At 71.4% G+C, this 23707-nt stretch carries 22 protein-coding genes; 11 read left to right on the top strand and 11 right to left on the bottom strand.

Annotated features, from left to right (window positions below; all coding sequences use genetic code 11):
* The first annotated feature begins 5 nt into the window (after positions 1–5).
* A complete protein-coding gene (locus ABD987_RS32785) occupies positions 6–1214 on the top strand; it encodes a cytochrome P450 (protein ID WP_345402982.1) in 1209 nt (402 codons plus the stop codon).
* 4 nt (positions 1215–1218) lie between these two features.
* On the opposite strand, the gene ABD987_RS32780 is transcribed toward ABD987_RS32785, so the two are convergent.
* Entirely contained in the window at positions 1219–3282 is a 2064-nt protein-coding gene (locus ABD987_RS32780; protein WP_345402980.1) for an acyltransferase family protein, read from the bottom strand.
* Positions 3283–3388: 106 nt separating this feature from the next.
* Between ABD987_RS32780 and ABD987_RS32775 the strand changes: the two genes are divergently transcribed.
* Positions 3389–3919, top strand: coding sequence for a SixA phosphatase family protein (locus tag ABD987_RS32775; RefSeq protein ID WP_345402979.1), 531 nt, complete (start codon positions 3389–3391; stop codon positions 3917–3919).
* Positions 3920–3936: 17 nt separating this feature from the next.
* Here the strand turns inward: ABD987_RS32775 and ABD987_RS32770 are convergent, their stop codons facing one another.
* A complete protein-coding gene (locus tag ABD987_RS32770; RefSeq protein WP_345402976.1) occupies positions 3937–4152 on the bottom strand; it encodes a hypothetical protein in 216 nt (71 codons plus the stop codon).
* A gap of 190 nt (positions 4153–4342) precedes the next feature.
* Between ABD987_RS32770 and ABD987_RS32765 the strand changes: the two genes are divergently transcribed.
* From ABD987_RS32765 to ABD987_RS32755, 3 genes are read left to right on the top strand one after another with little or no spacing between them, the layout of a single operon-like run.
* Positions 4343–5830 carry an MFS transporter gene (locus tag ABD987_RS32765; RefSeq protein ID WP_345403280.1) on the top strand — a complete coding sequence of 496 codons (1488 nt, stop codon included), beginning with the start codon at positions 4343–4345 and terminating at the stop codon, positions 5828–5830.
* A 28-nt stretch (positions 5831–5858) separates the two neighbouring features.
* Positions 5859–6788 carry a PrsW family intramembrane metalloprotease gene (locus tag ABD987_RS32760; RefSeq protein WP_345402973.1) on the top strand — a complete coding sequence of 310 codons (930 nt, stop codon included), beginning with the start codon at positions 5859–5861 and terminating at the stop codon, positions 6786–6788.
* Between the two features lie 52 nt (positions 6789–6840).
* Positions 6841–7539: a helix-turn-helix domain-containing protein gene (locus ABD987_RS32755; RefSeq protein WP_345402970.1), complete on the top strand. Its 699-nt coding sequence runs from the start codon at positions 6841–6843 to the stop codon at positions 7537–7539.
* A 4-nt stretch (positions 7540–7543) separates the two neighbouring features.
* Here ABD987_RS32755 and ABD987_RS32750 read toward each other — a convergent pair whose 3' ends face one another.
* Complete coding sequence (locus ABD987_RS32750; protein ID WP_345402967.1) at positions 7544–7933, bottom strand: VOC family protein; 390 nt, start codon at positions 7931–7933, stop codon at positions 7544–7546.
* Positions 7934–8116: 183 nt separating this feature from the next.
* Here ABD987_RS32750 and ABD987_RS32745 point away from each other — a divergent pair, with 183 nt between their 5' ends.
* Complete coding sequence (locus tag ABD987_RS32745) at positions 8117–9079, top strand: D-alanyl-D-alanine carboxypeptidase family protein (protein WP_345402964.1); 963 nt, start codon at positions 8117–8119, stop codon at positions 9077–9079.
* A 49-nt stretch (positions 9080–9128) separates the two neighbouring features.
* Here ABD987_RS32745 and ABD987_RS32740 read toward each other — a convergent pair whose 3' ends face one another.
* The 3 genes from ABD987_RS32740 to ABD987_RS32730 are packed head-to-tail and all read right to left on the bottom strand — an operon-like array spanning position 9129 to position 12704.
* Positions 9129–11306, bottom strand: a complete 2178-nt coding sequence (locus tag ABD987_RS32740; RefSeq protein WP_345402961.1) for a xanthine dehydrogenase family protein molybdopterin-binding subunit — start codon at positions 11304–11306, stop codon at positions 9129–9131.
* On the bottom strand, positions 11306–12265 hold the full coding sequence (locus ABD987_RS32735) for an FAD binding domain-containing protein (RefSeq protein WP_345402959.1): 960 nt from the start codon (positions 12263–12265) through the stop codon (positions 11306–11308). The genes ABD987_RS32740 and ABD987_RS32735 overlap by 1 nt, the downstream gene beginning before the upstream one ends.
* Positions 12252–12704 (bottom strand): (2Fe-2S)-binding protein, encoded by a 453-nt coding sequence (locus tag ABD987_RS32730; RefSeq protein ID WP_345402956.1) that lies wholly within the window; start codon positions 12702–12704, stop codon positions 12252–12254. Before ABD987_RS32730 ends, ABD987_RS32735 begins: the two co-directional genes overlap by 14 nt.
* A gap of 238 nt (positions 12705–12942) precedes the next feature.
* On the opposite strand from ABD987_RS32730, the gene ABD987_RS32725 reads away from it, so the two are divergent.
* Positions 12943–13539: a TetR/AcrR family transcriptional regulator gene (locus tag ABD987_RS32725; RefSeq protein WP_345402954.1), complete on the top strand. Its 597-nt coding sequence runs from the start codon at positions 12943–12945 to the stop codon at positions 13537–13539.
* Between the two features lie 213 nt (positions 13540–13752).
* Positions 13753–14274 (top strand): hypothetical protein, encoded by a 522-nt coding sequence (locus ABD987_RS32720; protein WP_345402951.1) that lies wholly within the window; start codon positions 13753–13755, stop codon positions 14272–14274.
* Positions 14275–14317: 43 nt separating this feature from the next.
* On the opposite strand, the gene ligA is transcribed toward ABD987_RS32720, so the two are convergent.
* Complete coding sequence (ligA, locus tag ABD987_RS32715) at positions 14318–16309, bottom strand: NAD-dependent DNA ligase LigA (RefSeq protein WP_345402948.1); 1992 nt, start codon at positions 16307–16309, stop codon at positions 14318–14320.
* Between the two features lie 347 nt (positions 16310–16656).
* On the opposite strand from ligA, the gene ABD987_RS32710 reads away from it, so the two are divergent.
* Positions 16657–17001 carry an MmcQ/YjbR family DNA-binding protein gene (locus ABD987_RS32710; protein WP_345402945.1) on the top strand — a complete coding sequence of 115 codons (345 nt, stop codon included), beginning with the start codon at positions 16657–16659 and terminating at the stop codon, positions 16999–17001.
* A gap of 111 nt (positions 17002–17112) precedes the next feature.
* On the opposite strand, the gene ABD987_RS32705 is transcribed toward ABD987_RS32710, so the two are convergent.
* The 4 genes from ABD987_RS32705 to ABD987_RS32690 form a co-directional block, all read right to left on the bottom strand.
* Positions 17113–17823, bottom strand: coding sequence for a chitinase (locus tag ABD987_RS32705; protein WP_345402942.1), 711 nt, complete (start codon positions 17821–17823; stop codon positions 17113–17115).
* A 49-nt stretch (positions 17824–17872) separates the two neighbouring features.
* Positions 17873–18391 carry a lytic polysaccharide monooxygenase auxiliary activity family 9 protein gene (locus tag ABD987_RS32700; RefSeq protein WP_345402940.1) on the bottom strand — a complete coding sequence of 173 codons (519 nt, stop codon included), beginning with the start codon at positions 18389–18391 and terminating at the stop codon, positions 17873–17875.
* Between the two features lie 325 nt (positions 18392–18716).
* Complete coding sequence (locus ABD987_RS32695) at positions 18717–19559, bottom strand: glycoside hydrolase family 19 protein (protein WP_345403277.1); 843 nt, start codon at positions 19557–19559, stop codon at positions 18717–18719.
* Positions 19560–19725: 166 nt separating this feature from the next.
* Positions 19726–20493: a thaumatin family protein gene (locus tag ABD987_RS32690; protein WP_345402937.1), complete on the bottom strand. Its 768-nt coding sequence runs from the start codon at positions 20491–20493 to the stop codon at positions 19726–19728.
* Positions 20494–20837: 344 nt separating this feature from the next.
* On the opposite strand from ABD987_RS32690, the gene ABD987_RS32685 reads away from it, so the two are divergent.
* Entirely contained in the window at positions 20838–22097 is a 1260-nt protein-coding gene (locus ABD987_RS32685) for a LuxR C-terminal-related transcriptional regulator (RefSeq protein ID WP_345402934.1), read from the top strand.
* A gap of 329 nt (positions 22098–22426) precedes the next feature.
* Complete coding sequence (locus tag ABD987_RS32680) at positions 22427–23659, top strand: helix-turn-helix transcriptional regulator (protein ID WP_345402931.1); 1233 nt, start codon at positions 22427–22429, stop codon at positions 23657–23659.
* Positions 23660–23707 lie beyond the last annotated feature (48 nt).

The following is a 23707-nucleotide window of genomic DNA, read 5'->3' as shown; positions in this document are numbered from 1 at the left end:
CAGCGATGACCGACACGGAACTGCTGTTCAACCCGTTCGAACCGGGTTTCACCGACGACCCGTACCCGGTGTATCACCGGATGCGCGCGGCGGACCCGGTGCACCAGCACCCGTTCGGGTTCTGGCTGCTCACCGGCTACGAGGACGTGGCGGCGGTGCTGCGCGCGGGTCTCTCGGTCGACGAGCGGCTGGTGACCGATCCCGAGTTCCGCGCGCAGCAGGACCAGCTGAGCGAGGACGGCCTGACCATTCTCGGCCGCTCGATGCTCGACCGCGACCCGCCGGATCACACGCGGCTGCGGTCGCTGGTGACGAAGGTGTTCACGCCGCGTTCGGTGGCGGCGCTCGAACCCGAGATCACCGGGATCGTGGACTCCCTGCTCGACGGGATCGACACCGCGAAACACGTCGACCTCGCCGAGGCGCTGGCGTTCCCGCTGCCGTTCACGGTCATCTCGCGGATGCTCGGCATGCCGCCGACCGACCACGAGCGCATCCGCGAGCTGAGCGGCACCCTGGTCCGTTCGCTCGAACCGGTCGCCGATCCCGAGGTCGTCCAGGCGATCTCCGCGGCGAGCGACGAGATGGCGGAGCTGACCAGGGAGGTGATCGCCTGGAAGCGTGAGCATCCGGCGGACGACCTGCTGAGCGCGCTGATCGCGGCCGAACAGGACGGGGACCGGCTCACCGACGACGAGCTGATCGCGCAGGTCACCCTGCTCTACATCGCCGGGCACGAGACCACGGTCAACCTGATCGCCAACGGGACGGTGGCGCTGCTGCGGAACCCGGACCAGCTCGCGTTGCTGCGGGCCCGGCCGGACCTGGCGGGCAACGCCGTCGAGGAGTTCCTCCGCTACGACAGCCCGGTGCAGCAGACCCGGCGGGTCACCGTCGCGCCGCACACCGTGCGGGGCAGGGAGATTCCCGCGAACACCTTCGTCATCGCCTGCCTCGCCTCGGCCAACCGCGACGAGCGGTTCTGGGGTGAGGACGCCGACCGGCTCCGGATCGACCGCGAGAACGCCCGGCACCACGTGTCCTTCGGCGCCGGACCGCACCACTGCCTCGGCGCGGCGCTGGCCAGGCTGGAGGGGCGCGTCGCGATCGAACGCCTGGTGGGTCGTTTCCCGGCGCTCCGGTTCGACGGCGACGTGGTGTGGAACGGCCGGATGAACCTGCGGGGCCCGGCGAAGCTCCCGGTGGCGGTTTAGCCGGTCACCAGCCGAGCGCCGCGGTCATCGCCTGGTCGAGTGCGGGGGACAGGGTGGTCATGAACGTCGCGGTGACGTGGTTGTCGTCCATGTACACCAGCACGTTGCCGACGACCGGGCCACAGACGGTGCCGCAGAAGTAGTCGCTGAAGTCGAGGAAGGAGACGTTGGCGGGGACGTCGGCGGCCTTGTGGTAGGGCGGGGCCGGCGCGAACAGCCGGTCCCGCCGGACGCCGCACTCGGGTGCCTTGCGGCCACGGGATTCGACGCAGGCGGCGGGGGAGAAGTCGAACCGCGGGCTGTCCCGGACCGCGACCACCGGGATCCCGGCCCGGTCGAGGGCCCGCCACTGCTCGACGAACCCGGGCGGGGTCTGCTCGGTCAGGCCCGCCCGGACGTCGCGGCTGGCGAGGGTGAACACCGCGTCCGGGCGCAGGGCCACGATCTCCTGCGCGGCGGCGGCGTTCCAGTCGGTGCAGCCCTTGTCGCCCGGCATCGCGTCGGAGGTGGTGGAGAACGGGCAGGCGCCCTTGAGCATGAACGTGATCTGGTAGTTGTGCTGTTCGGCAAGGGGCTTGAGCGCGGCGAGGTACTGCTGGACGTGCGAATCGCCGACCGCGACGATGCGTTTCGCCGGGGTACCGGTGGTCTTGCTGGTGCACATCTCCAGGCTCTGGTTTCGCGCGGACTTGACGCAGGTGGCGTTCGCGATGCCGCCCCAGTCGTTCGGGATGGCGATCATCGGCGGCACCACCGTGCTGGGGGTGACGCGTTTGGGTGCCTCGGGCGCCCTGGCCTGCGCGCCGGGATGCGCGGGATCGTCGAGGTCGATGGCGAAGTCGGCCTTCTTCGTGCTGACCACCTGCCAGGTACCGGCGACGACCACCACCGGAAGCAGCGCGAGAACGCCGAAACGGTAGGCGCCCCACCGGGTGCGGGCGCCGATCGCGGACAGGCGGACGGGATTCTCGACGAGGTGATACGTCAACGCGGCGAGCAGCACCGACACCCCGATGACGAAGGCGCCGCCGGCGAGCCCGATCTTCTCGCGGTCGCGGGCGACGAGGTAGAAGATCAGCACCGGCCAGTGCCACAGGTAGAGCGCGTAGCTGAGGTCGCCGAGGTATTCGAACGGGCGCGAGGCGAGGATCCGGTCCACGCCCCACCGGCTTTCGGTGGCGCCGGCGAGGATCACCAGGCCCGCGGCGAGGGTGGGCCACAGGGCCGCGTAGCCGGGGAAGACGCTGCCGACCTCGAGGACGATCCCGCAGATCACCAGCCCGGCGACGCCGAGCCAGCCGCACACCAGCCGGACGGGGCGCGGCAGTGTCACCGCGTCGATCCCGAGCGCCAGCAGCCCGCCGAGCGCGAACTCCCACACCCGGGTGAACGAGTCGAAGTAGGCCAGTGGCTGGTCGGTCGCGGTGAGGTGGACCGAATACGCCAGTGAAGCGGCGAAGACGAGCACGAGGGTGACGAAGAGCGTGCCGCGCAGCGAACGGCGGGCCCGCGCCGCGACGAAGGCGACCAGCGCCACCAGCAGCGGCCACACGAGGTAGAACTGGCCCTGGATGGACAGCGACCAGTAGTGCTGGACGACGCTGGCGGTGTTGTGCTGGGCGAAGTAGTCGGTCGAGTCCGCCGCCAGGCGCCAGTTCTCGACGTAGAACGCCGAGGCGAAGATCTCCTTGATGGTCTGGAACCAGCGGTCCTGGGGCAGCAGCACGATGCTCGCGCCCGCGACGACGACGAGGACGGTCAGCGCGGCGGGGAACAGCCGCTTGATCATCCGGCCCCACATCGGCCGGAACCCGATGCGCCCGCGCCCGGCCGCGCGGAAGAGCTGCCCGGTGATCAGGAAGCCGGAAATGAGGAAAAAGACGTCCACACCACCGGAAACCCGGCCCAGCCACACGTGGTAGACGACCACCAGAGCCGCGGCGAGCGCGCGCAGGCCCTGCAACTCGGGACGGTACTTCCGCGGCGCCGGCGCCGGTGACCCCGGCGCCCCGGGCGACGTACCGGGACCGGTGGTCGCGGTGGCGTCGGCGGGAGGCGGCGCGGGCATCGTGGGTCCCCAATCGGCGGCGGTGGCGGTGCCCGCATCCGATCACACGTTTCTGTGAGAACCTGATTGTTCGCTGTGCGTAAGCTGTGAAAACGGGAGTTTCCGGGTGAATCGGACCACATGGCGGCTGGTACTACTCCGGCACGCGAAGTCGGCTTGGCCCGAACGCGTCGCCGACGACGAACGCCCGCTCGCCGCGCGGGGCCTTCGCGACGCCCCGCGCGCGGGGAGATGGCTGGCGCGCAACGGTTTCGTCCCGGACCGCGTGGTCTGCTCCCCGGCGCGGCGGACCCGCGAGACCTGGCGCCTCGCGGGCGGCGCGCTGGGCGGTTCGCCGCCGGTCGGCCACGACGAACGGCTCTACGGCGCCGGGCTCGGCGAGCTGCTGACGATCGTCGGGGAAACCGCCGAGGAGGTCCGGACGCTGCTGCTCGTCGGGCACGAGCCCGGGATGAGCGAGCTGACCCTGCGCCTCGCCGGATCGGGCGAGGGCGACGCACTCGTACGGGTCCGTACGAAGTTCCCGACCTGCGCGCTGGCCGTGCTCGAACTCCCCGTGCCCTGGCGGGAGATCGCCGCGGACACGGCGGTGCTCCGGGCGTTCGTCATCCCGCGTGACCCCGCGATGGACGCCTGACCGCGAGCGCGTTCTCGTTACCCGGCAGGCGGATCCGGGTGCCGGTCCGCGGAGTTCGCGCGTCGCACGGATCTGGTGAACGGGTGCAGTGGCGTCGGCGCGGGCACGAGCAGGGCGACGAGCACACCGGCGACGGCGACGAGGATCGGCGCCTGGATGACGACGGGCGCGGTGCAGGCCAAGAAGAGCCGGAGCGAGCCGGTGACCAGCAGGCGCCACAGCCTGGGGTCCATGATCGGGAATACCCGGTGATCATCTCCGCAAACCCGGCCCGGCCGATCGCCACCGAGTCGTGATCTCGCAAGCGGTGCGGATCTTCGTGCGTGCCTGATCCGGCCCAGACCATGGCCCTGGTCACCCCGCAGGCTCTAGGGTTCGGGAGGAGATCCGGGCGGCGAGGGTGGGGGCGACGGCGTGACGACGATGACGCGGCGGACGGGCGGGCCCGCCGGGCTGCTCACCGGTGCCGGGGTGGTGCTGGTCGTGGTGTGCTCGGTCGTCGGGTTCGTCCGCGCGTTCCTGCCCGGCATGGACATGGGCATGGGGATGGACATGGGGCCCCGGCTGCACGGTATGCCCCTGGTGGACATGCCGGAGATGTTCCTCGCCGGGGCCGGGATCCTGGTGGTGCTGACCGGGGTGCTGCTGCGCGGGCCCCGGCGGGCGCCGGTCGCCGTCGAGCGGGCCGGGTTCCGCGGGCGCGGGGTCGTCGCGTTCGTCGCCACCGCCGCGCTGACCATCGACATCAGCAAGACCTCGACGCTGGGCTTCGTCATCCCCGGCATGCGCGTGGAGTACGGGATCGGCGCGTCCACCGCGGCGCTGCTGGCCGTCGGCGGGCTTTCCGGCACCGCGACCGGCGCACTGGTGTTCAGCAGGCTCGCCGACCAGATCGGCAGGCGTGGTTCGTACCTGCTGGCCACCCTCGGATTCACCGCGACGAGCATGTGCGGGTGCATGCCCTCCTTCGGCGGCAACGTGACGATGTGCTTCCTGATGGGCATCGCCGTCGGCGGGCTGGCGCCGATGCTCATCACGATCCTGACCGACCTGTTCCCCGGCGGCAGGCGCGGCCCGGTCGTCGCCGGGCTGTCCATGGTGGCCACGGCGCTGGGATACCTGATCGCGTCCGGGTCGGCGCTCTGGCTGGAGCCGACCTTCGGCTGGCGGATCCTCTGGCTCATCGGCGCCCCGATCGGCCTGCTGCTCACCCTCGTCACCGTGCTGGTGCCCGAACGCGCGCCCCGCGCGGCGACGGTCCCGGCGGAGACCGGCGGCGCGCCGGAACCCGCGGGCAGCGCGTTCACCACCCGTCTGCAGTGGCTCTACGCCGGGATCGTCGGGCTGCTGACCTTCGGCCTGACCACCTGGGTGCCCACCCTCGCCAGGGCGGGCGGGCTCACCCTGACCACCGCGAACACCCTGCTCACCGTGGTGGCCCTGGCGATGGTGCCGTGCGCGCTGCTGCTGATACTGGCCTATCGCCGGTTCGGGCCCATCCCGCTCGCGGTCCGGTTGGCCGTCTGCACCGCACTGGTGCTGCTCGCGCTCACCGTGTCCGGCCTGACCTCCGCGGTGACCTGGTTGTCCGCCGCCGTGCTCGCGACGGCCCTGTTCGCGGTCAACACGATGGCCGCGATCTTCCTGCCGATCGCGGCCGACCTCGCCGCCGCGGGCCGCCGCGGCCGGACCACCGGCACGGTCTCCTTCTTCAACCGGATCGGCGGGCTGCTCGGCCCGCTGGTGCTCGCGCTCGTGGTGTCCTCGGTGAGCGACGTCCTGGTCGCGGTCGCGGTGCTCGCGCTGCTGTGCGGGGCGATCGCCTGGTACACCGGCTACCGGCACCGCGCCGCGCTCCGCGCCACCCCACCGGGTGAACACCACGATCCGGCCGTCCGCAGTCCTTCGTGACCGGCCCCGGGGCGGGCACAGTGCAGGGGTGAGCGAACCCTCGATCCCGCCGCGCCGCCCGCGCCGTGTCTGGCTGCGCATGTTCGTGGCCGGTCTGGCCCTGTGGGTGCTGACCGTGCTCGTGACCTTCGTGACCGGCAACCCGAACCTGGTGCCGACCGTGGTGCTGCTGGGCAGTTTCCTGGTCCCGACCACCTTCGTCGCGTGGGCGTTTTCCCGCGGGCGCGGCGGGGAGCTCACCGCGGAGCTGCTGTTCAGCACCTTCGTCGCGGGCGGGGTGCTCGGCGTGCTCGCCGCGTCGCTGCTCGAGTCCTACCTGCTGCACCCCTCGGTGTGGCTGTTCGTCGGCGTCGGGCTGATCGAGGAGGCGGTCAAGCTGGCCGTGCTGGCCGTGATCGCCCGTCATCTGCGGCACAAGTCGGCCAAGGACGGGCTCATCCTCGGCGCCACCGTCGGCTTTGGCTTCGCGGCGTTCGAGTCGGCGGGCTACGCCTTCACCGCGCTGTTCACCGAGCACGGGCTTTCACTCATGGACCTCGTGCAGACCGAGCTGCTGCGCGGGCTGCTCGCCCCGGTGGGGCACGGGCTGTGGACGGCGATCCTCGGCGGCGTCCTGTTCTCCGCCAGCGCGCACCGGCATTTCGGCCTCACCGGCAAACTGCTGCTGTCCTACCTCGGGGTTTCGCTGCTGCACGCGCTCTGGGACTCCATGCACGGCATCGCCCTCGCGCTGACGCTGCTGCTGACCGGGACACCGTGGCAGTACGAACTGCTCGAACGCGGGTACGAGCCACAGCCCACCTCGGCACAGGCCGATCTGTTCACCGTGCTGTCGTGGGGCGGGCTCGTGGTGATCTCGGTGATCGGGATCGGCTGGCTCCTCGCGGTGCGCGCCCGTGCCGAACGCGAGGACCGCGCCAGGGTGCTGTGGCGTGTCCCCACCGTCCGCGCCAGGTGACCTACCGTCCATTGAGGACGGACCGGGTTGCCCGCCCGGCCACCGGCGCGGCATGCTGACGGGCGTGTACCAGGAACGGCCGTCCCGCGTCCCCGGCGCCGTGGTGTGGTCGTGGACGGCGGCCCCGGCCGCCGGGCCGAAACAGGTGCTCCCGGACGGGTGTGTCGACATCCTGTGGCGCGCGGGCGAACTCCTCGTGGCCGGGCCGGACACCGAGGCGCGCACCGTGCCGGCGAGCGAGGGCGGTGGCTACGCCGGTCTGCGCTTCGCGCCCGGCACCGGTCCCGCCGTGCTCGGTGTCCCGGCGCGCGAGCTGCGGAACCGGCGGGTCCCGCTGGCGGCGATCTGGCCGGAGCGCGAGGTCCGGCGGCTCGCCGGACAGCTCGCGGAAATCGCCGACGTGCGCGGCGGGCTGGAGGCGGCGGTGCTCCGGCGGCCGGGCGGCCTGCCCGCGCCCGACCCCGTCTGCGCGGGCGCGGTCGCCGCGCTGGCCAGGGGCGGCACGATCGCGGACGTGGCGCGCGCGGCGGGCCTGAGCGAGCGGCAACTGCACCGCCGCTTCCTGGACGCCGTGGGCTACGGGCCCAAGACCCTCTCCCGGGTGCTGCGCCTGCACCGCGCACTGGAGCTGGCCCGCGCCGGCACGCCGCTGGCCACCGTGGCCGCGCTGGCCGGGTACGCGGACCAGCCCCATCTGTCCCGTGAGGTGAAGGCGCTCGCCGGGCGGCCGGTCACGGAGCTGCTGGTCTGAGGGCTCAGAGCGGGGCGTACAGGTCGACGCCGGTGCCGTCGGGGTCGAGCACCGTCGCGTAGCGCTGGCCCCAGAACGCGTCCCACGGCGCCCGCTCGCTCCGGAATCCCGCGTCGACGAGTTCGGCGTGGACCCTGTCCACCTCGGCGGCGTCCGCGCAGCCGAACGCCAGTCCCAGCTGGTTGGTGGCGCCCCGCCCCTCCCAGCCGGGCTCGAACGACCGGATGTTCTCGACGGTGTCCCAGAGGACCCGGAACCCGCCGGGCAGCGTCGCCTCCACATGCGACTCGTGCTCCGCCCCGGCCGGGATGTCCAGTCCCAGCCTGCGGTAGAAGTCGAGCGAGGCGGCCATATCGGCCACGACGAGGCCGAGCACGTCCAAACGAGGTGTCATGCCAGGAAGGCTAGGCGGTCGGTCCGGCGCGGTCTTGAAGAAAACGGACGCGGCACCGGCCTTCGGCACAGAACTGGCACACAGCCGGGGCGGAGCTGTCGAACGATCCACATCGGACGGCGAACTTCTCCGCGCAGAGTGGCTGCCGTGCGCTTCCCGGCGCACGGTACCCGGAGGAGTTCCATGCGTCTTTTCCTGCGACGGCCGCGTTTCTCGTCGCGGTGGAGCGTGTCCCTGATCGTCACCGCGGTGGTCGTGGCGGTCGCGGCCGGTGTCTGGTGGACCGTCGTGCCGCCGCGCCCGGTGGACGGCTACGCGCTCGCCGCCCCGCGCCTGACGGTGCCGCACCTGCCGTGGCCGGGGGAGGGGCAGGCGAGCGTGGAGGTCGAGGGGCTCGGCCCGCTGGGCACGTCGGGCACGCAGGAGCCGGTGCCGATCGCCAGCGTCACCAAGGTGATGACCGCCTACGTCGTGCTCAAGGACCATCCGCTGGCCGAGGAGGAACCCGGTCCGGAGATCACCGTTGACCAGCGGGCCGAGACCGAGTCCTATTCCCGGGAGGAGGCCTCGGCGCCGGTGCGGGCCGGGCAGCGGCTGAGCCTGCGGCGGCTGCTCGAACTGATGCTGGTCCCCTCCGGTGGCAACGTCGCCCGGCTGCTGGCGCGGTGGGACGCCGGGAGCGAGGAGGCCTTCGTGGTGAAGATGAACCGCGCGGCGGCCGCGCTCGGGATGACGAGGACCACCTACACCGGCGCCAGCGGGGTCGAGGACTCGACGACGAGCACCTCGGCCGACCAGCTGGCACTGGCGAGGGCGGCCATGCGGGAGAGCGCCATCCGGTCCGTCGTGGCCATGCGGAGCGTCCGGGGCGAAGGGGGTTCCGGCACGCTCACCACCACGAACACGCTGCTGGGCCGGAACGGGGTGATCGGCCTCAAGACCGGCGCGACCACCGCCGCGGGCGGCGCGCTGATGTGGGCGGCCGAAGCCGACGGCGGCGCGGGGAAACGACTGGTGCTCGGGGTCGTGCTGCACCAGAACCCCGGCGGGACACCGGAAGCGGGCCTCGCCACCGCGCTCGCCGTCAGCGAACGGCTGATCACCGCGATCGGGGAGCGCCTGCCGGGAATCGCGCCCGCCCGCTGACCCACCACCGGCGAGCGCGTCGGGGGCTCGCCGGTGGTAGGTCCGGGTGTTACTCGTCTTCGAGCAGGTCCTCGATCATGATGGGGATGTGCCGGACACGGACGCCGGTGGCGTTGTGGATGGCGTTGGCGATCGCCGCGGCCATGCCGACCATGCCGATCTCGCCCAGCCCCTTCGCGCCGACGGCGTTGTGCAGTGTGTCCGGGTACTGGACGAAGTGGACGTCGGCGTCGGGGATGTCCGCGTTCACCGGGACCAGGTAGCTCGCGAGGTCACCGTTGGCGAACCGGCCGTTCTCCTCGATCTCCAGTCCCTCGTGCAGCGCGGCCGACACGCCCCAGATCATCCCACCGATCGCCTGGCTGCGGGCCGCCTTCGCGTTGATGATCCGGCCGGAGTCGAACACCCCGAGCAGCCGCGACACCCTGGCCTCGCGCGTCCAGCGGTGCACGCGCACCTCGCAGAACTGGGCGCCGAACGAGCTGAACGAGTGCTTGGTCAGCTCCTCGCCGGGGGCGGACGACCCGTTCGCGGCCAGTTCCGCGCGGCCCGCCGCGCGCAGGACCTCGCCGAACGTCATCGCCCGGCCGCCGCCAAGCACCTGACCGTCCGCATAGGACACTTCAACGCCCTCGAACGGGCCACCGGGAGCGGACGCGAGTGCCAGCAGCTCGTCGAGCACCGTGGCCGCGGCGGCCATGATGGCCGTCCCGGTGCTCGCGGTCGCGGTCGACCCGCCGGACATGCCGCCGGGCGGGAACGCCGAGTCGCCGAGCCGGGGCGTGATCCGCTCGGCCGGGATGTCCAGCGATTCGGCGCCCACCAGGGAAACCACGGTCAGCAGGCCGGTGCCCGGGTCGGCGCCGCTGGTGGAGACCACCGCCGTCTCGTCGTCCCGCAGGACGATCTCGACGGTGGCCGGGAACCGCAGGGCGGGGAACATCGCGGTGGCGGTGCCGAGCCCCACGAGCCAGTCGCCCTCCACCCGGCCGTTCGGCGTGCGCCGCTCCCAGCCGAACCGCGCGGCGCCGATGCGGAAGCACTCGTCGAGGTGCTTGCTCGACCACTGGAGGTCCTTGCCGGGCGGCGCCGTCGAGTTGTTCCGCATGCGCAGCTCGATCGGGTCCATCTCGAGCGCGATCGCCAGTTCGTCGATAGCGCTTTCCAGCGCGAAGGAACCCGGTGCCTCGCCCGGTGCCCTCATGAACGTGGTCGGCGGGATGTGCAGCGGGACCATCTTCTGGCTGATCGCCAGGTTCTGGGTGGCGTACCACTCCCGCGAGGTGCCGTGCGAGGTCGGCTCGACGAACGACCGGTCCATCGCCGTGCTGCACCACGAGTCGTGCCGCAGCGCGATCAGCGTCCCGTCCCGTTCCGCGCCGAGCGCGATCTTCTGCACCGTGGCCGCGCGGCCCGCGGTCGCGCTGAAGACCTGCTCACGGGAAAGCACGGCCTTGACCGGCCTGCCGAGCGCCCTGGCCGCGCCCGCGGCGAGGAACGCGGGCGCGGAGGTCCGTGCCTTCCCGCCGAAGGCGCCGCCCACGAACGGGTTCACCGCGTGGACCGAGCCGAGGTCGAGGCCGAGCGCCCCGGCCAGCTCCATCGCCTGGAGGTTGGCACCCTGGTTTCCACTGTAGACGGTCATGACCCCGGACTCCCACACGGCGACCGCGGAGTGCGGCTCCATCTGGGTGTGGTGCTGGGTCGCGGTGGAGTACGTCGCCTCCATCACCACCGGGCTCGCCGCCAGCGCGTCCTCGATGGACTCGACACCGTCGGCGAGCACCGACAGTTCCGAAGGCGAACCGTCCCTGGCCTCGGGGGCGTCCTCCGCGGTGGCGAGGCCGTCCGCCAGCGAGGTCAGCGCCGGCCGCGCGTGGTAGGAGACCTTGACCAGCATCGCCGCGTCCCTGGCCTGCTCGTAGGTCTCCGCCACGACGAAGCCGATCGGCTGGCCGTAGTAGGCGACCTCCTTGCTCCGCAACGGAACCCAGGTCTCCCCGAAGATCGGGGTGCTCGCCGCGTTCAGCCCCAGCGGGTCGAACGGCGAGTACACGCCGAGCACACCGGGAGCACTCTTCGCCGCCGTGACGTCCATGGCGGTGATCTCGCCGTGGGCGATCGTGCTGAGCACGACGTATCCGTGGACGAGGCCGGCGAAGTTGTTGTCCGCCCCGTACTTGGCCCGGCCGGTGACTTTCAGTGGGCCGTCCACCCGGTTGGTCATCAGTGGCTCTCCTCGGCCAGTTCGTGCAGGGCGCGGACGATGGTCCGCTTCAGCAGGGCGACCTTGAAACCGTTCGCGGACAACGGTTCGGCGCCCTCGGCCGCCAGCGCGGTGGCGGCCTCGAAGGACGCGAGCCCCGCGGGCTCGCCGCGCAGGGCGTCCTCGACCGCCCGCAGCCGCCACGGCACGGTCGCCACGCCGCCCACCGCCACCCTGGCGTCGACGACGCGCGAGTCCCGGATGTCCAGCGCGACCGCGGCGGAGCACAGCGCGAACTCGTAGGATTGCCGGTCCCGCACCTTGACGTAGGTGGACCGCGTCGCCCAGTCCAGCCGGGGCACCACGACCTCGGTGATCAGCTCACCGGGGCGCAGGTCGTTCTCCACCTCCGGCGTTTCGCCGGGCAGCCGGTAGAAGTCGGCCAGCTTGACCACGCGCTCCCCGTCGGAACCGGCCAGCCGGACCTCCGCGTCGAGCGCGACGAGGGCGACCGCGACGTCGCTGGCGTGGGTGGCCACGCACTTCTCGCTCGTGCCGAGCACGGCGTGCATCCGGTTGGCCCCGGAGATCGCCGGGCAGCCGCTGCCGGGCTCCCGCTTGTTGCACGGTGTCGCGACGTCGCGGAAGTAGCTGCATCGCGTGCGCTGCAACAGGTTTCCGCCGATGCTGGCCATGTTCCGCAGCTGCTGGGACGCGCTGAGCAGCAGGGCGCGGGAGATCACCGGGTACACCCCGGGATGCGCGGCGATGTCGCCCATCCGCTCCAGCGCGCCGATCCGCAGCCCGTCGGCGGCGTCGATGCCGCGCAACGGCAGCGCGTTGATGTCCAGCACCCGCGGCGGGGTCAGGACGTTGAGCTTCATCAGGTCGACGAGGGTGGTCCCGCCGGCCAGGAACGTGCCGGGCGTGGCGAGCGCGGCTTCGACGGTCGTGGGCGCGGTGAGCTCAAAGGGACGCATCGGCGCTCCTCGCCTGCTCGATCGCCGCGACGATGTTCGGGTAGGCCGAACATCGGCAGATGTTCCCGGACATGAACTCCCGGACGTCCTGGACGTCGTCGCGGACGGCGGCGACCGCCGACATGATCTGCCCGGAGGTGCAGAACCCGCACTGCAGGGCGTCCTGGTCGACGAACGCCTGCTGGACCGGGTGCAGCCGGTCCTGTTCCGCGAGCGCTTCCACGGTGGTCACCGGTTCGCGCACGGTGGCGGCCAGGGTGAGGCACGCGAGCACCGGCCTGCCACCGACGTGCACGGTGCAGGCGCCGCACTGGCCCCGGTCGCAGCCCTTCTTGGGTCCGGTGACGCCGAGCCGCTCGCGCAGCGCGTCCAGCAGCGTCACACCGGGATCGACGCTCAGTTCTTCGGTACTGCCATTGACTTCGAGTGAGATGTCCACTGGATCTCTTCCCCGCGGTCCGTGCGAACGACGGGCCTGGCGGCATAGGGTGTGGTGGTGGGAGACAGCTGAGATGCGTCGGCGGGCGGAGCCGGATTCCCCTTTCCGTCCCGTCTTGACCGCCGAGGCTAGCGGATAGAAATCCGCTTCGCAACGAAATCCCGTTGCCCGGAGTTACTCCAGGTCCCGTGGGCCCGTGCATTACATTGCAGGGGCAGGCGGCGAACCAGGAGGAGCGATGGAGACGGGGGCAGCGGGATCGGTCAGTCCCCGGCGGGCGGACACCCGGCGCAACCACGAGCGCATCCTCGGCGCGGCGGCGGAAGCGCTGGCCTGCTCGGGCGAGCTGTCGTTCAACGCCATCGCGAAGAAGGCCGAGGTCGGCGTCGGCACGGTTTACCGGCACTTCCCGACCCCGGAGGCGCTCATCCTGGCGGTCTACCAGCGCGAGGTGCGCCACCTCGTCGAGGTCGTGCCGAAGCTGCTCAAGAAGTACCCGCCGGAGAAGGCTTTCCGGGTCTGGACGGTCGATCACCTGGCGCACTACATGATGACCAAGCGGGGTCTGGCCGACGCCCTGCGCGTCGCGACGGCCTCCCGCGGTCAGCTCCCCGCGAACGCCTACGAGTCCATGGTCGCCGCGGTCGAGACCCTGCTACGGGCGAACGCCGAGGCCGGGACGGTCCGCGCGGGCCTGGAAGCGGAGACGGTCCTGCGCGGGCTGGGCGGGCTGCTGTATCTCGACCCGCACGGCGACTGGAAGGGCCAGACCGCGCGCCTCACCGACCTGCTGTGGCGAGGGATGGGCGAACCCGGCCGCCGAGACGACGACTGACCGTCCTTTTCGGACAAAGTGCGCTCGCGGGCGGGGCCGGGCACCTCGCGTGAGCACCGCCGGAAACCTCGTGGGCGCCGTGGGCGGGGCGCACGGCGAATTCGGCTGGTCAGCGGTGACGGCACGGCGAACCGCGGGGTAGCGTCGGCTCCCATCGCTCGCTCCCCGAGTGCAAGGCCTCGCCGTCCCCTCCACAATCCGCACGGGAGTGTCATGAAACGGTTGGCTGCGTTCCTTGTCGCGATCATGGTTTTCGGCGGTCTCACCGGCAGCCCGGCCGGGGCGGCACCGGCACGGCTGCCCGGGCAGACCCAGACGATCTGCATCAACACGCCACCGGCGACCGGCTGGATGATCACCGCGTACTTCGACTCGTACACCTGCGGTACTCCGGGCAGCGGCGTGTACAACGCGAAACAGGTCACCGATGTGCGGGACACGCCGTCCGGGCGCGCGGTGACCGCGTGCCAGATGCCGCCACCGAGCGGCTTCTACGCCACCTCGTGGTCGTATTCGGTGGCCTGCGAGGCCAGCAAGACACCGAACAGGCTGCTCAACAACCTGCAGGCGGTGACGAACCTGAACGGGGTGGCCACGGGTTTCACGATCGTCATCTGCGGCATCCAGAACGCGCCGTCCGGTTGGGAACTGCTCGCCGTCGTCGCGGCGTACCAGTGCATCTATCCCCATGGCGGCGGGCTCGGCCAGAACGCGGTCTCCATCCGCAAACGCTGACGCCCGGCCTCCGCTGCCACGTGTTTCCGCGGCGGAGGTCCGGTCAGACGACGTCGGCGGCGATCAGCTGCTGCCAGATCTCGCCCTGGTCGACGACCTCGACGCCGAGCTTCTCGGCCTTGGCGAGCTTGCTGTCCCCGACACCGGCGCCGGTGACGAGCAGGTCGGTGTTCGCCGAGACCGACGAAGCGATGCTCGCGCCCGCTTTTTCGCACAGGCGCTGGAAAGCCGGGCGGGCGACCTTCTCGCCGGAGCGCGGGTCGTTGATCGCGCCGGTGATCACCACGGTCTTGCCCGCCAGCGGCGCGCCGGCCGCGACGACCGGCGGCAGGTCCTCCTCGCGGACGTCCAGGGAGACCCCGGCCGCCCGTAGCCGTTCGAGTTCGGGCCGCAGCCGGGTGAGGTGCTCGATCAGGGAGGCGGCGACCTTCGGCCCGATGTCCTCGACCGCCACGAGGCCGTCTTCACCCGCGTCCGCGACCTCTTCCAACGAGCCGAACCCGGCGCGGCAGAGCCGGGCGGCGGTGCCGTCGGAGGCCATCGGGATGGCGAGCCCGATCAGCGCCCGGCGCAGGCCGACCCCGCGGCTCGCGTCGATCGACTCGATCATCCGGGTGGCGGAGACCTCGCCGATGCGCTCGAACTCCAGCAGCTGTTCCTTGGTGAGCCGGTAGAAGTCCGAGGGGTGCTCCAGGAGCCCGGCCTCGGCGAGCCGTTCGATCCACACCCCGCCGATGGCGTCGATGTCCGCCGCGGCCCGCGACGCCCAGTGGATCAGCCGCCGCACGGTCTGCGCGGGGCAGGAAACGTTGGTGCAGAACAGTTCCCGGCTGTTGCCCTGCTCGGTCAGCGGCTGCGCGCAGGACGGGCACACCGAGGGCGGCACGATCTCCCGCTCCGCGCCGGTGCGCTTCGACGCGTCGAGCACGCCGGCGACGAACGGGATCACGTCGCCCGCGCGGCGCACCAGCACGGTGTCGCCGATCCTGATGCCGCGGGCGCGGATGACCTCCTGGTTGGCCAGCGTGGCCCTGGTGACCGTGGTGCCGCCCACGAACACCGGCTCCAGCCAGGCCACCGGGGCGATCTTGCCGGTCTTGCCGACGTCCCAGACCACGTCGGCCAGCACCGTGGTCTTCTCCTCGGCGGCGAACTTGTACGCCAGCGCGCCGCGCGGTGAGCTCGACCGGGTGCCCGCCGCGGCGTAGGCGTCCCGGTCGGCCAGCCGCAGCACGGCGCCGTCCAGGTCGTAGTCGAGTTCGTTGCGCTCGCGCTCGATCGCCGTGATCACCTCCTGCGCCGCGCTCGCGTCGGCGCAGTGGCGCATCCGGGCGCTGGCGAACCCCAGGGTCCGCAGCGCGCGGTCGAGGTCGGCGTCGGTGCTGTCCGGGTCGGTGGTCAGGTCGAAGGCCAGGAACCGCAGACGCCGCTCGGCGACGGTGGCCGGGTCCTTGGCCCGCAGCGTGCCCGCCGCCGCGTTGCGCGGGTTGATCAGCGGTTTGTCCGGATGCGCGGTGTTGTAGGCGGCGAAGGTGGACCGCAGCATGACCGCCTCGCCCCGCACCTCGACCCGGCCCGGCGCGTCGAGCCGCTCGGGTACCCCGTCGGTCAGCGCCCGCACCAGCGTGGTCACGTCGTCACCGGTGGTCCCGTCACCCCGGGTGACCGCGCGCGCCAGCCGCCCGCCCTCGTAGACCAGGGCCAGCGACAGACCGTCCAGCTTCGGCATCACCACCACGGGCTGACCGGGGAAGCGGTCGAAGAACGCCTCGACCTGTTCGGGTTTGGTCGCCTTCTCCAGCGACAGCATCGGGCGCGAGTGCCGGATCGGCGCGTGCAGCACCGTGGGCGCGCCCACCTGCTCCAGGGGGTTCGGCTCGGGCGCCAGCTCCGGGTTCGCCGCGATCAGCCCGCGCAGCTCGTCCTCGATCGCGTCGTACTCGGCGTCGGCCACCAGCGGCGAGCCGCGGTAGTAGGCGTCGCGCAGCGCCACGATCCGATCGGCGAGTTCCTGGATGCGTTCCCGTTCGTCCACGGCTAGCACCGTACCGGTGCCCACCGACAAAAGCCGTCTTCGACCGTGCGTGAGGACCACTGTGGACGGATCGGTCACCGGATCGCATGACCCCGGCGAGCGCCGCCATGGCCTGGCCGAGGCCGTGCGGAGGGTGATGGTGCCGTAGCCGAGCGCGAGGGACCGGGCCGGCGCGTCCGCGTCCAGCGGCTGACGGAGTCGAGGCCGCTCCCGGCGGTGGCCGCGCGCCGGACGAGCGTGCCGTGGTCGGTGCGGAACCGGCCCGCGACGAGCCGGTAGGGCCGGACCGCGGTGGGCACGGGCGGGCGGCGTGGCTAGACTCGGCCGGGTCGGACTGGGGGCCTTGGGTGAGTGTGCGCAGTGGTGAGTTCCAGCGGCTGGTGGACGCGCTGGCCGAGGTCGAACGCGGCAAGGGCCGCGATTACACCACGTTCAGCGTGCGCGGCAAGCGGTTCGGGTACTACTGGCCGCGGACCGAGACCGTCGGCCTGAAACAGACGCTGTCCGAGCAGCGGGCACTGGTGGCCGAGCGGCCGGAGGTGTTCGAGGAACAGTTCACCATGGGCGGGTTCGGCTGGGTGGTCGTCCACCTCGCCGGGATCGAGCGTGACGAGCTGTCCGAGCTGGTCTACGAGGCATGGCGGCTGTCCGCGCCGGAGGAACTGGTCGCCGAGACGCCGTTTTCCCGGTAGCGGGGTGGCGCGCCACTGTCCACAAGGGATGGAACGTCGGACGGGAAACCCACGGTGGGCCCGCCGGAACCGGCGAGCCCACCGCAAGTCCGCTGTGGACAGGGAGCGGGATCAGCAGCCCAGGTTGCCGCCGGGGCTGACGCCGAGGATCCCGGTGATGCGGTTGTAGTTGTCGATCCGGCTCTGCACCTGGGCCGGGTTCCTGCCGTCGCACTCCAGCGAACCGTTGATGCTGCGGATGGTTTCGCCGAAGCCGCGCCCGTTGACCATCGCGTCGTGCGGGGTCATCGTGCCGGGGCCCTGCTGGGTGTTCCAGTACCACAGGCCGGTCTGCCACGACACCGCCGCGTCCTGCTCCACCAGTTGCGGCTGGTGCAACAGGTCGATACCCAGCGCGTCGCCCGCCGTCTTGTAGTTGAAGTTCCAGCTGAGCTGGATCGGCCCGCGGCCGTAGTAGGCCGCCTGTCCGGCCGGGCACCCGTAGGGCCTGGTCGCGTCGCAGTAGTGCGGGTAGTTGTCCTTGTTCTGCTCGACGACGTACACGAGCCCGCCGGTTTCGTGGCCCACGTTGGCCAGGAACGCCGCGGCCTCCTGCTTTTTCACCGTGTCGCTTCCGGTGTTCGCGAACCCGGGGTACGCGCTCAGGGCCGCGGTGAGGCCCTGGTAGGTGTAGAAGGCGTTCCGGCTCGGGAACATCTGGTCGAATTGTGTTTCGCTGACCGGGAACGCGGCCGCTGAGGCCGGGGTCACGGACAGCGTCACGGCCAGTCCGGCGGCGGCCGCCACGGTGGCCAGGAAGGAAAGAACGCGCCGTTTCGGCATGGTTTCACTCCTCGTTGAGCGAAAGGTGGGCCGGGATCAGCGGAAGCGCTCAGCCGACCTCGAGGTCGACGCAGGCGTAGAAAGCGTTTCCGGTGTCGGCGATGTTCCAGATGGCCAGCACGGTCTGGCGTCCGGTGTGGCCGCCGAGGTTGACCGAGTGCGTGACGGTGGCGGGCGGCTGCTGGCCGTTGCCGTTGACGTCCGCGACCTTGGTGCCGCCGACGTAGTACTCGTAATTGCTGGTGCGGTGGCGGGCGGTGAAGGTCCAGGTGAAGTTCACCGTGCTGCCCACCTTGGTGGCGCGCCAGCCCTTGTTGTTGTCGTTGAGCTCGGCGAACTGCGGCAGGCCGCCGTTGCAGCTGCGCAGGCCCTTCGGGCCTTCGACGCTCTGCGGTTCCCACTGAATGGCACCACAGGACACCACGTGCTGCGCGCACTGGGCCTGACGGCTGGCGGGGGCGTTCACGTAGCCGTGTGCGCTCGCGACGCCCGTCGGGCCGACGACGACGAGCACGGGGGCGACGGCGGCACCGGCGAGCGCGGCGACGAGCTTCCGGTTCAGTTTCATGCCAGCTCCTTTGAAGGGAGGGCTCACTCCCGCCGGGGAGCACGCCGAAGCGGCGGCCTTGGCCGCTGGTTCGGAGGGGGAGCGAGGCGAAGCGGGGACTGTGGTCTAGACCATAATCCCGGCGCCGGACCGTAGTCAAGAGATCGCAAAGTCGATTTCAGATTGGTGACAGGTTTACGGCGACGGGCAGCGCTTACTCGCCGGGGGCGGACGCGCTCGACCTGGCGGGCGTGCTGTCGGGCTCGGCTTCGACGAGCCGGGCCGGCTCCCGTCCATGGCGAAGGGCGGCGCGCTCGTCGGAGCGCGCCGCCCGATGCCCTGCCGATCAGCAGCCCAGGTTTCCGCCGGGGTCGACGCCAAGGAGCCCGGCGCTCCTGCGGTAGAGGTCGATCCGGCTCTGGACCTGGCCGGGGTTGCCGCCGTTGCACTCGATGCCGTTGATGGTGCGGATGGTCTCCCCGAAGCCGCGGCCGTTGACCATGGCGTCGTGCGGGACGATGGTGCCCGGCGCGGTCGTCTGGGTGTTCCAGAACCACAGCGCGGCCTTCCAGGCGACGGCGGGGTCGCGCTCGACGAGGTACGGGTTGCGCAGCAGATCGATGCCGAGCGCGTCGCCCGCGTTCTTGTAGTTGTAGTTCCAGCTGAGCTGGAGCGGACCGCGACCGTAGTAGGCGGCCTGTCCGGCCGGGCAGCCGTAGGGCCGGGCGCCGTCGCAGTAGTGCGGGTAGTTCCCGGTGTTCTGCTCGACGATGTACACCAGGCCGCCGGTCTCGTGGCTCACGTTGGCCAGGAACGCCGCGGCTTCCTGCCGCCGGACGGTGTCGCTGCCGGTCTTGGTGAAGCCGGGGTAGGCGCTCAGTGCCGCGGTGAGGCCCTGGTAGGTGTAGAAACCGTTGCGGTTCGGGAAGTACTGCTTGAACAGCGCCTCGCTGACGACGAAGTCGCCGCCGGGCGGGTTGCCGCCACCGCAGGTGTAGGGGTCCCAGTACCAGGTGCTGATGACCGGGTCGTAGCCCGGATTGTCGTGCGAGGCCTTGTAGTACCGGCCGTTGGTGTATCTGACGATGTCGCCGGCGACGTAGTTCCTTCCTGCCGCCCAGACCGGGAAGTCGCACGCCTGGACCGCCGTGGTCGCGGCGGTCGCGGCGGTGCTCGCCGGTACCAGCAGACCGAATCCGATGAGGGCGGCGACCAGCACGCCCAAGAATCTTTTCAAGGACACTTCTCCACTCCTTCGCCTTCCGGTCGCGATCGACCGGGTCCGTACCAACACTGCGAGCCGGTCACCGGAATGTCTCTACGGTCGGGCCGCAGGCGTCGTTTCGGTGGTGCCGTCAGATTCCGCGGTGGAAGGTGACGGTGAAGCCGCTGCATTGGCGGCATTGGCGCACGGTCTGGTTTCCCTGCTCGGCGTCCTGCTTCGACCAGGCGTACGCCTTCGGACAGTGGCTGGAGATGGCGTTGCTGTACGCGGTTTTCGCGTCCCGGTCGGGATTGGTGCAGAGCACCGGCTTGCCCGCGCGGTCCCTGGTCAGGTTCGCCGGCGGGCAGTACCGCAACAGCCGGTCGGAGCAGCCGACCGGCTCGCACTCGGTGGAGCCGGGAGGTGCCTTGCCGTCCCGGGTCTCGATGGTGATCGGCAGGGAGACCGCGTTGACGTAGCTGACGTCGTACCACGGCGCGAGCTTGATGGGTTCGTGCTGATCGAAGTTGAACTCCGCGAGGCTCGCGGGCTGCTCGCCGGTGGTGCACCGGTCGGCCAGGTTGCCGCAGTCGCCGATCTCGCAGTGGAACGTGCTGCCGGGGTTTCCGGTACAGCGTTGCCGGGCGAAGAACTTGCCGCGCCAGTGTCCCGGCGCGCCCGATTCCGGGATGGACACGGTCGCCTGCTGGCTGTCGCGCAGCACGGGGAGCCCGGAGAGGTTCCTCGAACCGTCGGCGTTCACGCCGGTGCCGATCCAGATCGTTTCCCCGGTGCGGTTGACGAGCGTGACCGTGTGCTCGGCGGTGACCGCCGCCGTCGCGGCGGGAGCCGACGCCGTACCGGCGGCGGTCGCCACGACCGCCAGCACGGCCAGCACCGCGTAAAAGAGTTTTCGCATCGCTTCTCCGTCCTGTGCGTGCCGCGGGGGCAGGCCGTCCTGCCCGGCCCGGATCGGCTCGGCGGCGAGATGCCCTGCGGCTCCATGAAGCCGGACAGGCCGATCCTCGCCGTTTCGGCGTTCGGGGTCTTTACGGTTCTCCCGCAGTTCTTCGGCGGGCGGTGACTACGGGACAAAAATCGGTTCCCGTTCGTCCGTTGACGGGTATGACGCCGAACACCCAAGCTCGAAACCCGGGTTTGTGTGTCGCTCTGCCCGGCCAACGGGCGCTCGCGGAAGCATCGCCGGGGCAACTCCGGCGGCGGACACGGCGGGCACCCCCGACGACGGAGTCGCCAGCGGTCATGACACGACATCCGCGCACCGGTGCCCCTGGCACGCCAGGAACGAACGCGCTGTGCCCGGCGGGCCGGGCGATCTCCCTGGCGGACGCCGGGCGCGAGCTGCCGGTGGCGGTCCGGCTGGCCGAGCGGGCGCTGGGCGGGAGCCAGTGCCGGTGGGAGCCTTCCTGCGTTTTCGACGCGCTGACGACACTGGTGGTCGCCGGGGAACCGGCCGCGGCCGAGGAGGTGGCGGCGCGGTTCGAGTGGCACACCGCGCGGGCCGCGCCCTTCGCCGGCCGGATTTCCTTGCTGCGCGGCAGGATCGCCCGGTGGTACGGCGATCTCGAAGGAGCGTGGGAGTGCTACGAGCGGCTGTACCGGACGTGCCGGGAGGCGGCGCTCGGGCCGGCGATCGTGGCCGAAACGGCGGAACTGCTGCTGGCCAGGGGAGACCAGGCGGGCGCGCGGGCGGTCCTCGCCGGCGGCGCGCGGACGGTGGGCCCGGCCGCGCCGGAACTGCTGTGCGCCCGCGGCACGCTTTCCCTGGCGGCAGGGGACTTCCGGACCGCGCTGACCGAGTTCCTCCGGTGCGGGCGGCAGATGCTCGCGCGCGGGATGACCGGTCCGGCGCGATCCGCGTGGCGGCGGGGCGCGGCCCGCTGTGCCCACGCGCTGGCGGACCGGGAACTGGCGGCCGGACTCGCCCAGCGTGAGCACGGCGCGGCGTTGACATGGGGCGAGCCCAGGGCCGTCGGGCAGGCATTGGCGGTTCTCGCCGTTGTCGCCGCCGAAGGCCGCGAGAGCGAATTGCTGAGCGAGGCCGCGGAACTCCTCGAAGTCGCGGGCGCCGGATTCGAGGCGGGGGAAACCCGCTACGAGCTCGGCCGCCGGTTCCTGGAAAAGGGTGAACCGGCGTTCGCCCGCGAACAGTTCGTCCGGGCCGCGGAACAGTTCCGGGGCATCGGGAACCGGGACGGGGCGAGGCGGGCCGGGGAGGCACTGGCCGGGCTGGGGGAACCTCCTGGCCCGGCGCTGACCGAGCCCGAGGCGAGGGCCGCGTGCCTGGCGCTGGGCGGCTACAGCAACCGGGACATCGCGGCCAGGGAGTTCGTCTCGGTCCGGACCGTGGAGTTGCACCTTTCCCAGACCTATCGCAAGCTCGGCATCAGGGGACGCCGGGAACTGCGCACCCGGTTGCCGGAACTCGAAACCGGGTGCCGCCGGGTGGGGATCTCCGCCGCCTCGCCGGAACGGCCGAGCGGACCGGGCCGCGTGTGCTGACGCCGTCGTGCTGGTATCGACAGCATTCTGACAGGACAAAGGGCTTGACTTCGGCGCGGTCGTGAACAAGTGCCCGGCCTGTTGTGCCCGGGGTCCGGAAGAACGCGCAAAGCACGTGACCGAAAGTGCAGGAATTGTGCCCTCGCAGTCCGGTGAATCTGTGGCTGAATAGTCGCTGAACTGTGGTGACCGGTGCGGTGGGTGATCGAATGTCGAGGTCGGGTAAAAGGTTGGTGCGTTCGGGCGACATCGATGACGGTGCGTCGCGGATAAACTGTCGGAAATCCGAAACCCGACCTTGGGACACCTTTCCCGTGAGCGATATCCGCATGGCCGTGGAACCGGTTCCCGGTGGTCTCGACGAGCGTTTTCCCGGGAGCGTGGCCGTCGCCGAGGCGGCGGGGCCGCCACCGCCGGAGCGCCGCTACGCGCTGCACGTCATGCGGATGGTGAACCAGGGCGTGGCACGCGCGCGGGTCGTCGGTGACGCCGTCCGCGTCCTCAGCTCGCCCGGCAGGCGGGATCCGGTTTCCTGCTGGTGTGCCGTGCTGGGGCTGATGTACGCGGGCGAGACCGAGCTCGCGGAAGGGTACTGTGCCCGATCCTGGACTCCCGGCGTGCCGGAGGGCGGCGAAGCCCTGCGTGCCACGCTCTTGGGGCGGCTTGCCTGGCAGCGCGGCGATCCGGCGAAGGCGGCCGATCTCCTGCGCGGGGTCGTCCGGTCCCTCGGCCGCCATCCCCGGCTGCGCGAGGTGGCGATGGCCTGGCTGATCACCGCGACCGTGGACACCGGGGACCTCGACGCGGCGTACGGGCTCGTGCTCGACCACGCGTTCGGCGGGGACTCCGGTAACCCGGTCGATGACGCCGAACTGCTTGCGGCGAAAGGAGAACTGGACCTCGCCGCCGGGCGTCACGACATCGCGAGGGCGGGTTTCCTCGCATGCGGCCGGAAGCTCACGGCCCTCGGGGTGCGGAACCCCGCCGTCGTCCCCTGGCAGTCACGCGCGGCCCTGTGCGCGGAGGCTTCGGGACGGCGCGGGCTCGCGGTCGTCCTGGCCAACCGCGAGCTGATCCGGGCCAGGCGGTGGGCCGACCCGCGGACGCTCGGGGTGGCGAAGCACGCCCACGCGGTGATCGTCGACCGGACGTGTGACGCCGTACGGGAGGCGGTCTCGACGCTCGCGGAGCTCCCGGCGGTGGGGGAAACACTTCGCGCACGCTACGATCTGGCCCATTTCCTCGCCGCGGAGGGACGGCACGGCGAGGCGCGGGCCTGCCTGCGGGAGGTCGCGGACATCGCCGGGAAGCACGGGTACCGGCGGTGGCGGGCACAGGCGGAGACGGCGTCGGGCAGGATGAGCCGGCGAACCGGGGACCGGCTGACCCGGCAGGAACGGAAGATCGCCAGACTGGCGCGGTCGGGGCTCGGGAACCGCCGCATCGCCGAGCGGGAGTACCTGACCCTGCGAACCGTCGAGTTCCATCTGTCGAGTGTGTACCGCAAGCTCGGGATCTCGGGGCGGCGGGAACTCGTCGCGCTGCCCGGTCAGCTGTTCTGAGACCCTGTGCGCGGCTCGCATCCCGGGAGCGGTCCCGGGATGCGAGTG

The organism is Amycolatopsis samaneae, from assembly GCF_039541975.1.
Taxonomy (GTDB): domain Bacteria; phylum Actinomycetota; class Actinomycetes; order Mycobacteriales; family Pseudonocardiaceae; genus Amycolatopsis; species Amycolatopsis samaneae.
Note: the sequence above shows the minus strand (reverse complement) of the source record. Positions and strands in the feature narration are given on the sequence as shown.

Bases quoted from the DNA above. Each gene is read 5' to 3' on its own strand.
- ABD987_RS32740 (WP_345402961.1), bottom strand. From the start codon at position 11,306: ATGACCAACCGGGTGGACGGCCCACTGAAAGTCACCGGCCGGGCCAAG.
- ABD987_RS32720 (WP_345402951.1), top strand. From the start codon at position 13,753: ATGAAACGGTTGGCTGCGTTCCTTGTCGCGATCATGGTTTTCGGCGGT.
- ABD987_RS32755 (WP_345402970.1), top strand. From the start codon at position 6,841: ATGCTGACGGGCGTGTACCAGGAACGGCCGTCCCGCGTCCCCGGCGCC.
- ABD987_RS32700 (WP_345402940.1), bottom strand. From the start codon at position 18,391: ATGAAACTGAACCGGAAGCTCGTCGCCGCGCTCGCCGGTGCCGCCGTC.
- ABD987_RS32770 (WP_345402976.1), bottom strand. From the start codon at position 4,152: ATGGACCCCAGGCTGTGGCGCCTGCTGGTCACCGGCTCGCTCCGGCTC.
- ABD987_RS32685 (WP_345402934.1), top strand. From the start codon at position 20,838: ATGACACGACATCCGCGCACCGGTGCCCCTGGCACGCCAGGAACGAAC.
- ABD987_RS32765 (WP_345403280.1), top strand. From the start codon at position 4,343: ATGACGCGGCGGACGGGCGGGCCCGCCGGGCTGCTCACCGGTGCCGGG.
- ABD987_RS32750 (WP_345402967.1), bottom strand. From the start codon at position 7,933: ATGACACCTCGTTTGGACGTGCTCGGCCTCGTCGTGGCCGATATGGCC.
- ABD987_RS32705 (WP_345402942.1), bottom strand. From the start codon at position 17,823: ATGCCGAAACGGCGCGTTCTTTCCTTCCTGGCCACCGTGGCGGCCGCC.
- ABD987_RS32735 (WP_345402959.1), bottom strand. From the start codon at position 12,265: ATGCGTCCCTTTGAGCTCACCGCGCCCACGACCGTCGAAGCCGCGCTC.
- ABD987_RS32725 (WP_345402954.1), top strand. From the start codon at position 12,943: ATGGAGACGGGGGCAGCGGGATCGGTCAGTCCCCGGCGGGCGGACACC.
- ABD987_RS32785 (WP_345402982.1), top strand. From the start codon at position 6: ATGACCGACACGGAACTGCTGTTCAACCCGTTCGAACCGGGTTTCACC.
- ABD987_RS32745 (WP_345402964.1), top strand. From the start codon at position 8,117: ATGCGTCTTTTCCTGCGACGGCCGCGTTTCTCGTCGCGGTGGAGCGTG.
- ABD987_RS32780 (WP_345402980.1), bottom strand. From the start codon at position 3,282: ATGCCCGCGCCGCCTCCCGCCGACGCCACCGCGACCACCGGTCCCGGT.
- ABD987_RS32680 (WP_345402931.1), top strand. From the start codon at position 22,427: ATGGCCGTGGAACCGGTTCCCGGTGGTCTCGACGAGCGTTTTCCCGGG.
- ABD987_RS32690 (WP_345402937.1), bottom strand. From the start codon at position 20,493: ATGCGAAAACTCTTTTACGCGGTGCTGGCCGTGCTGGCGGTCGTGGCG.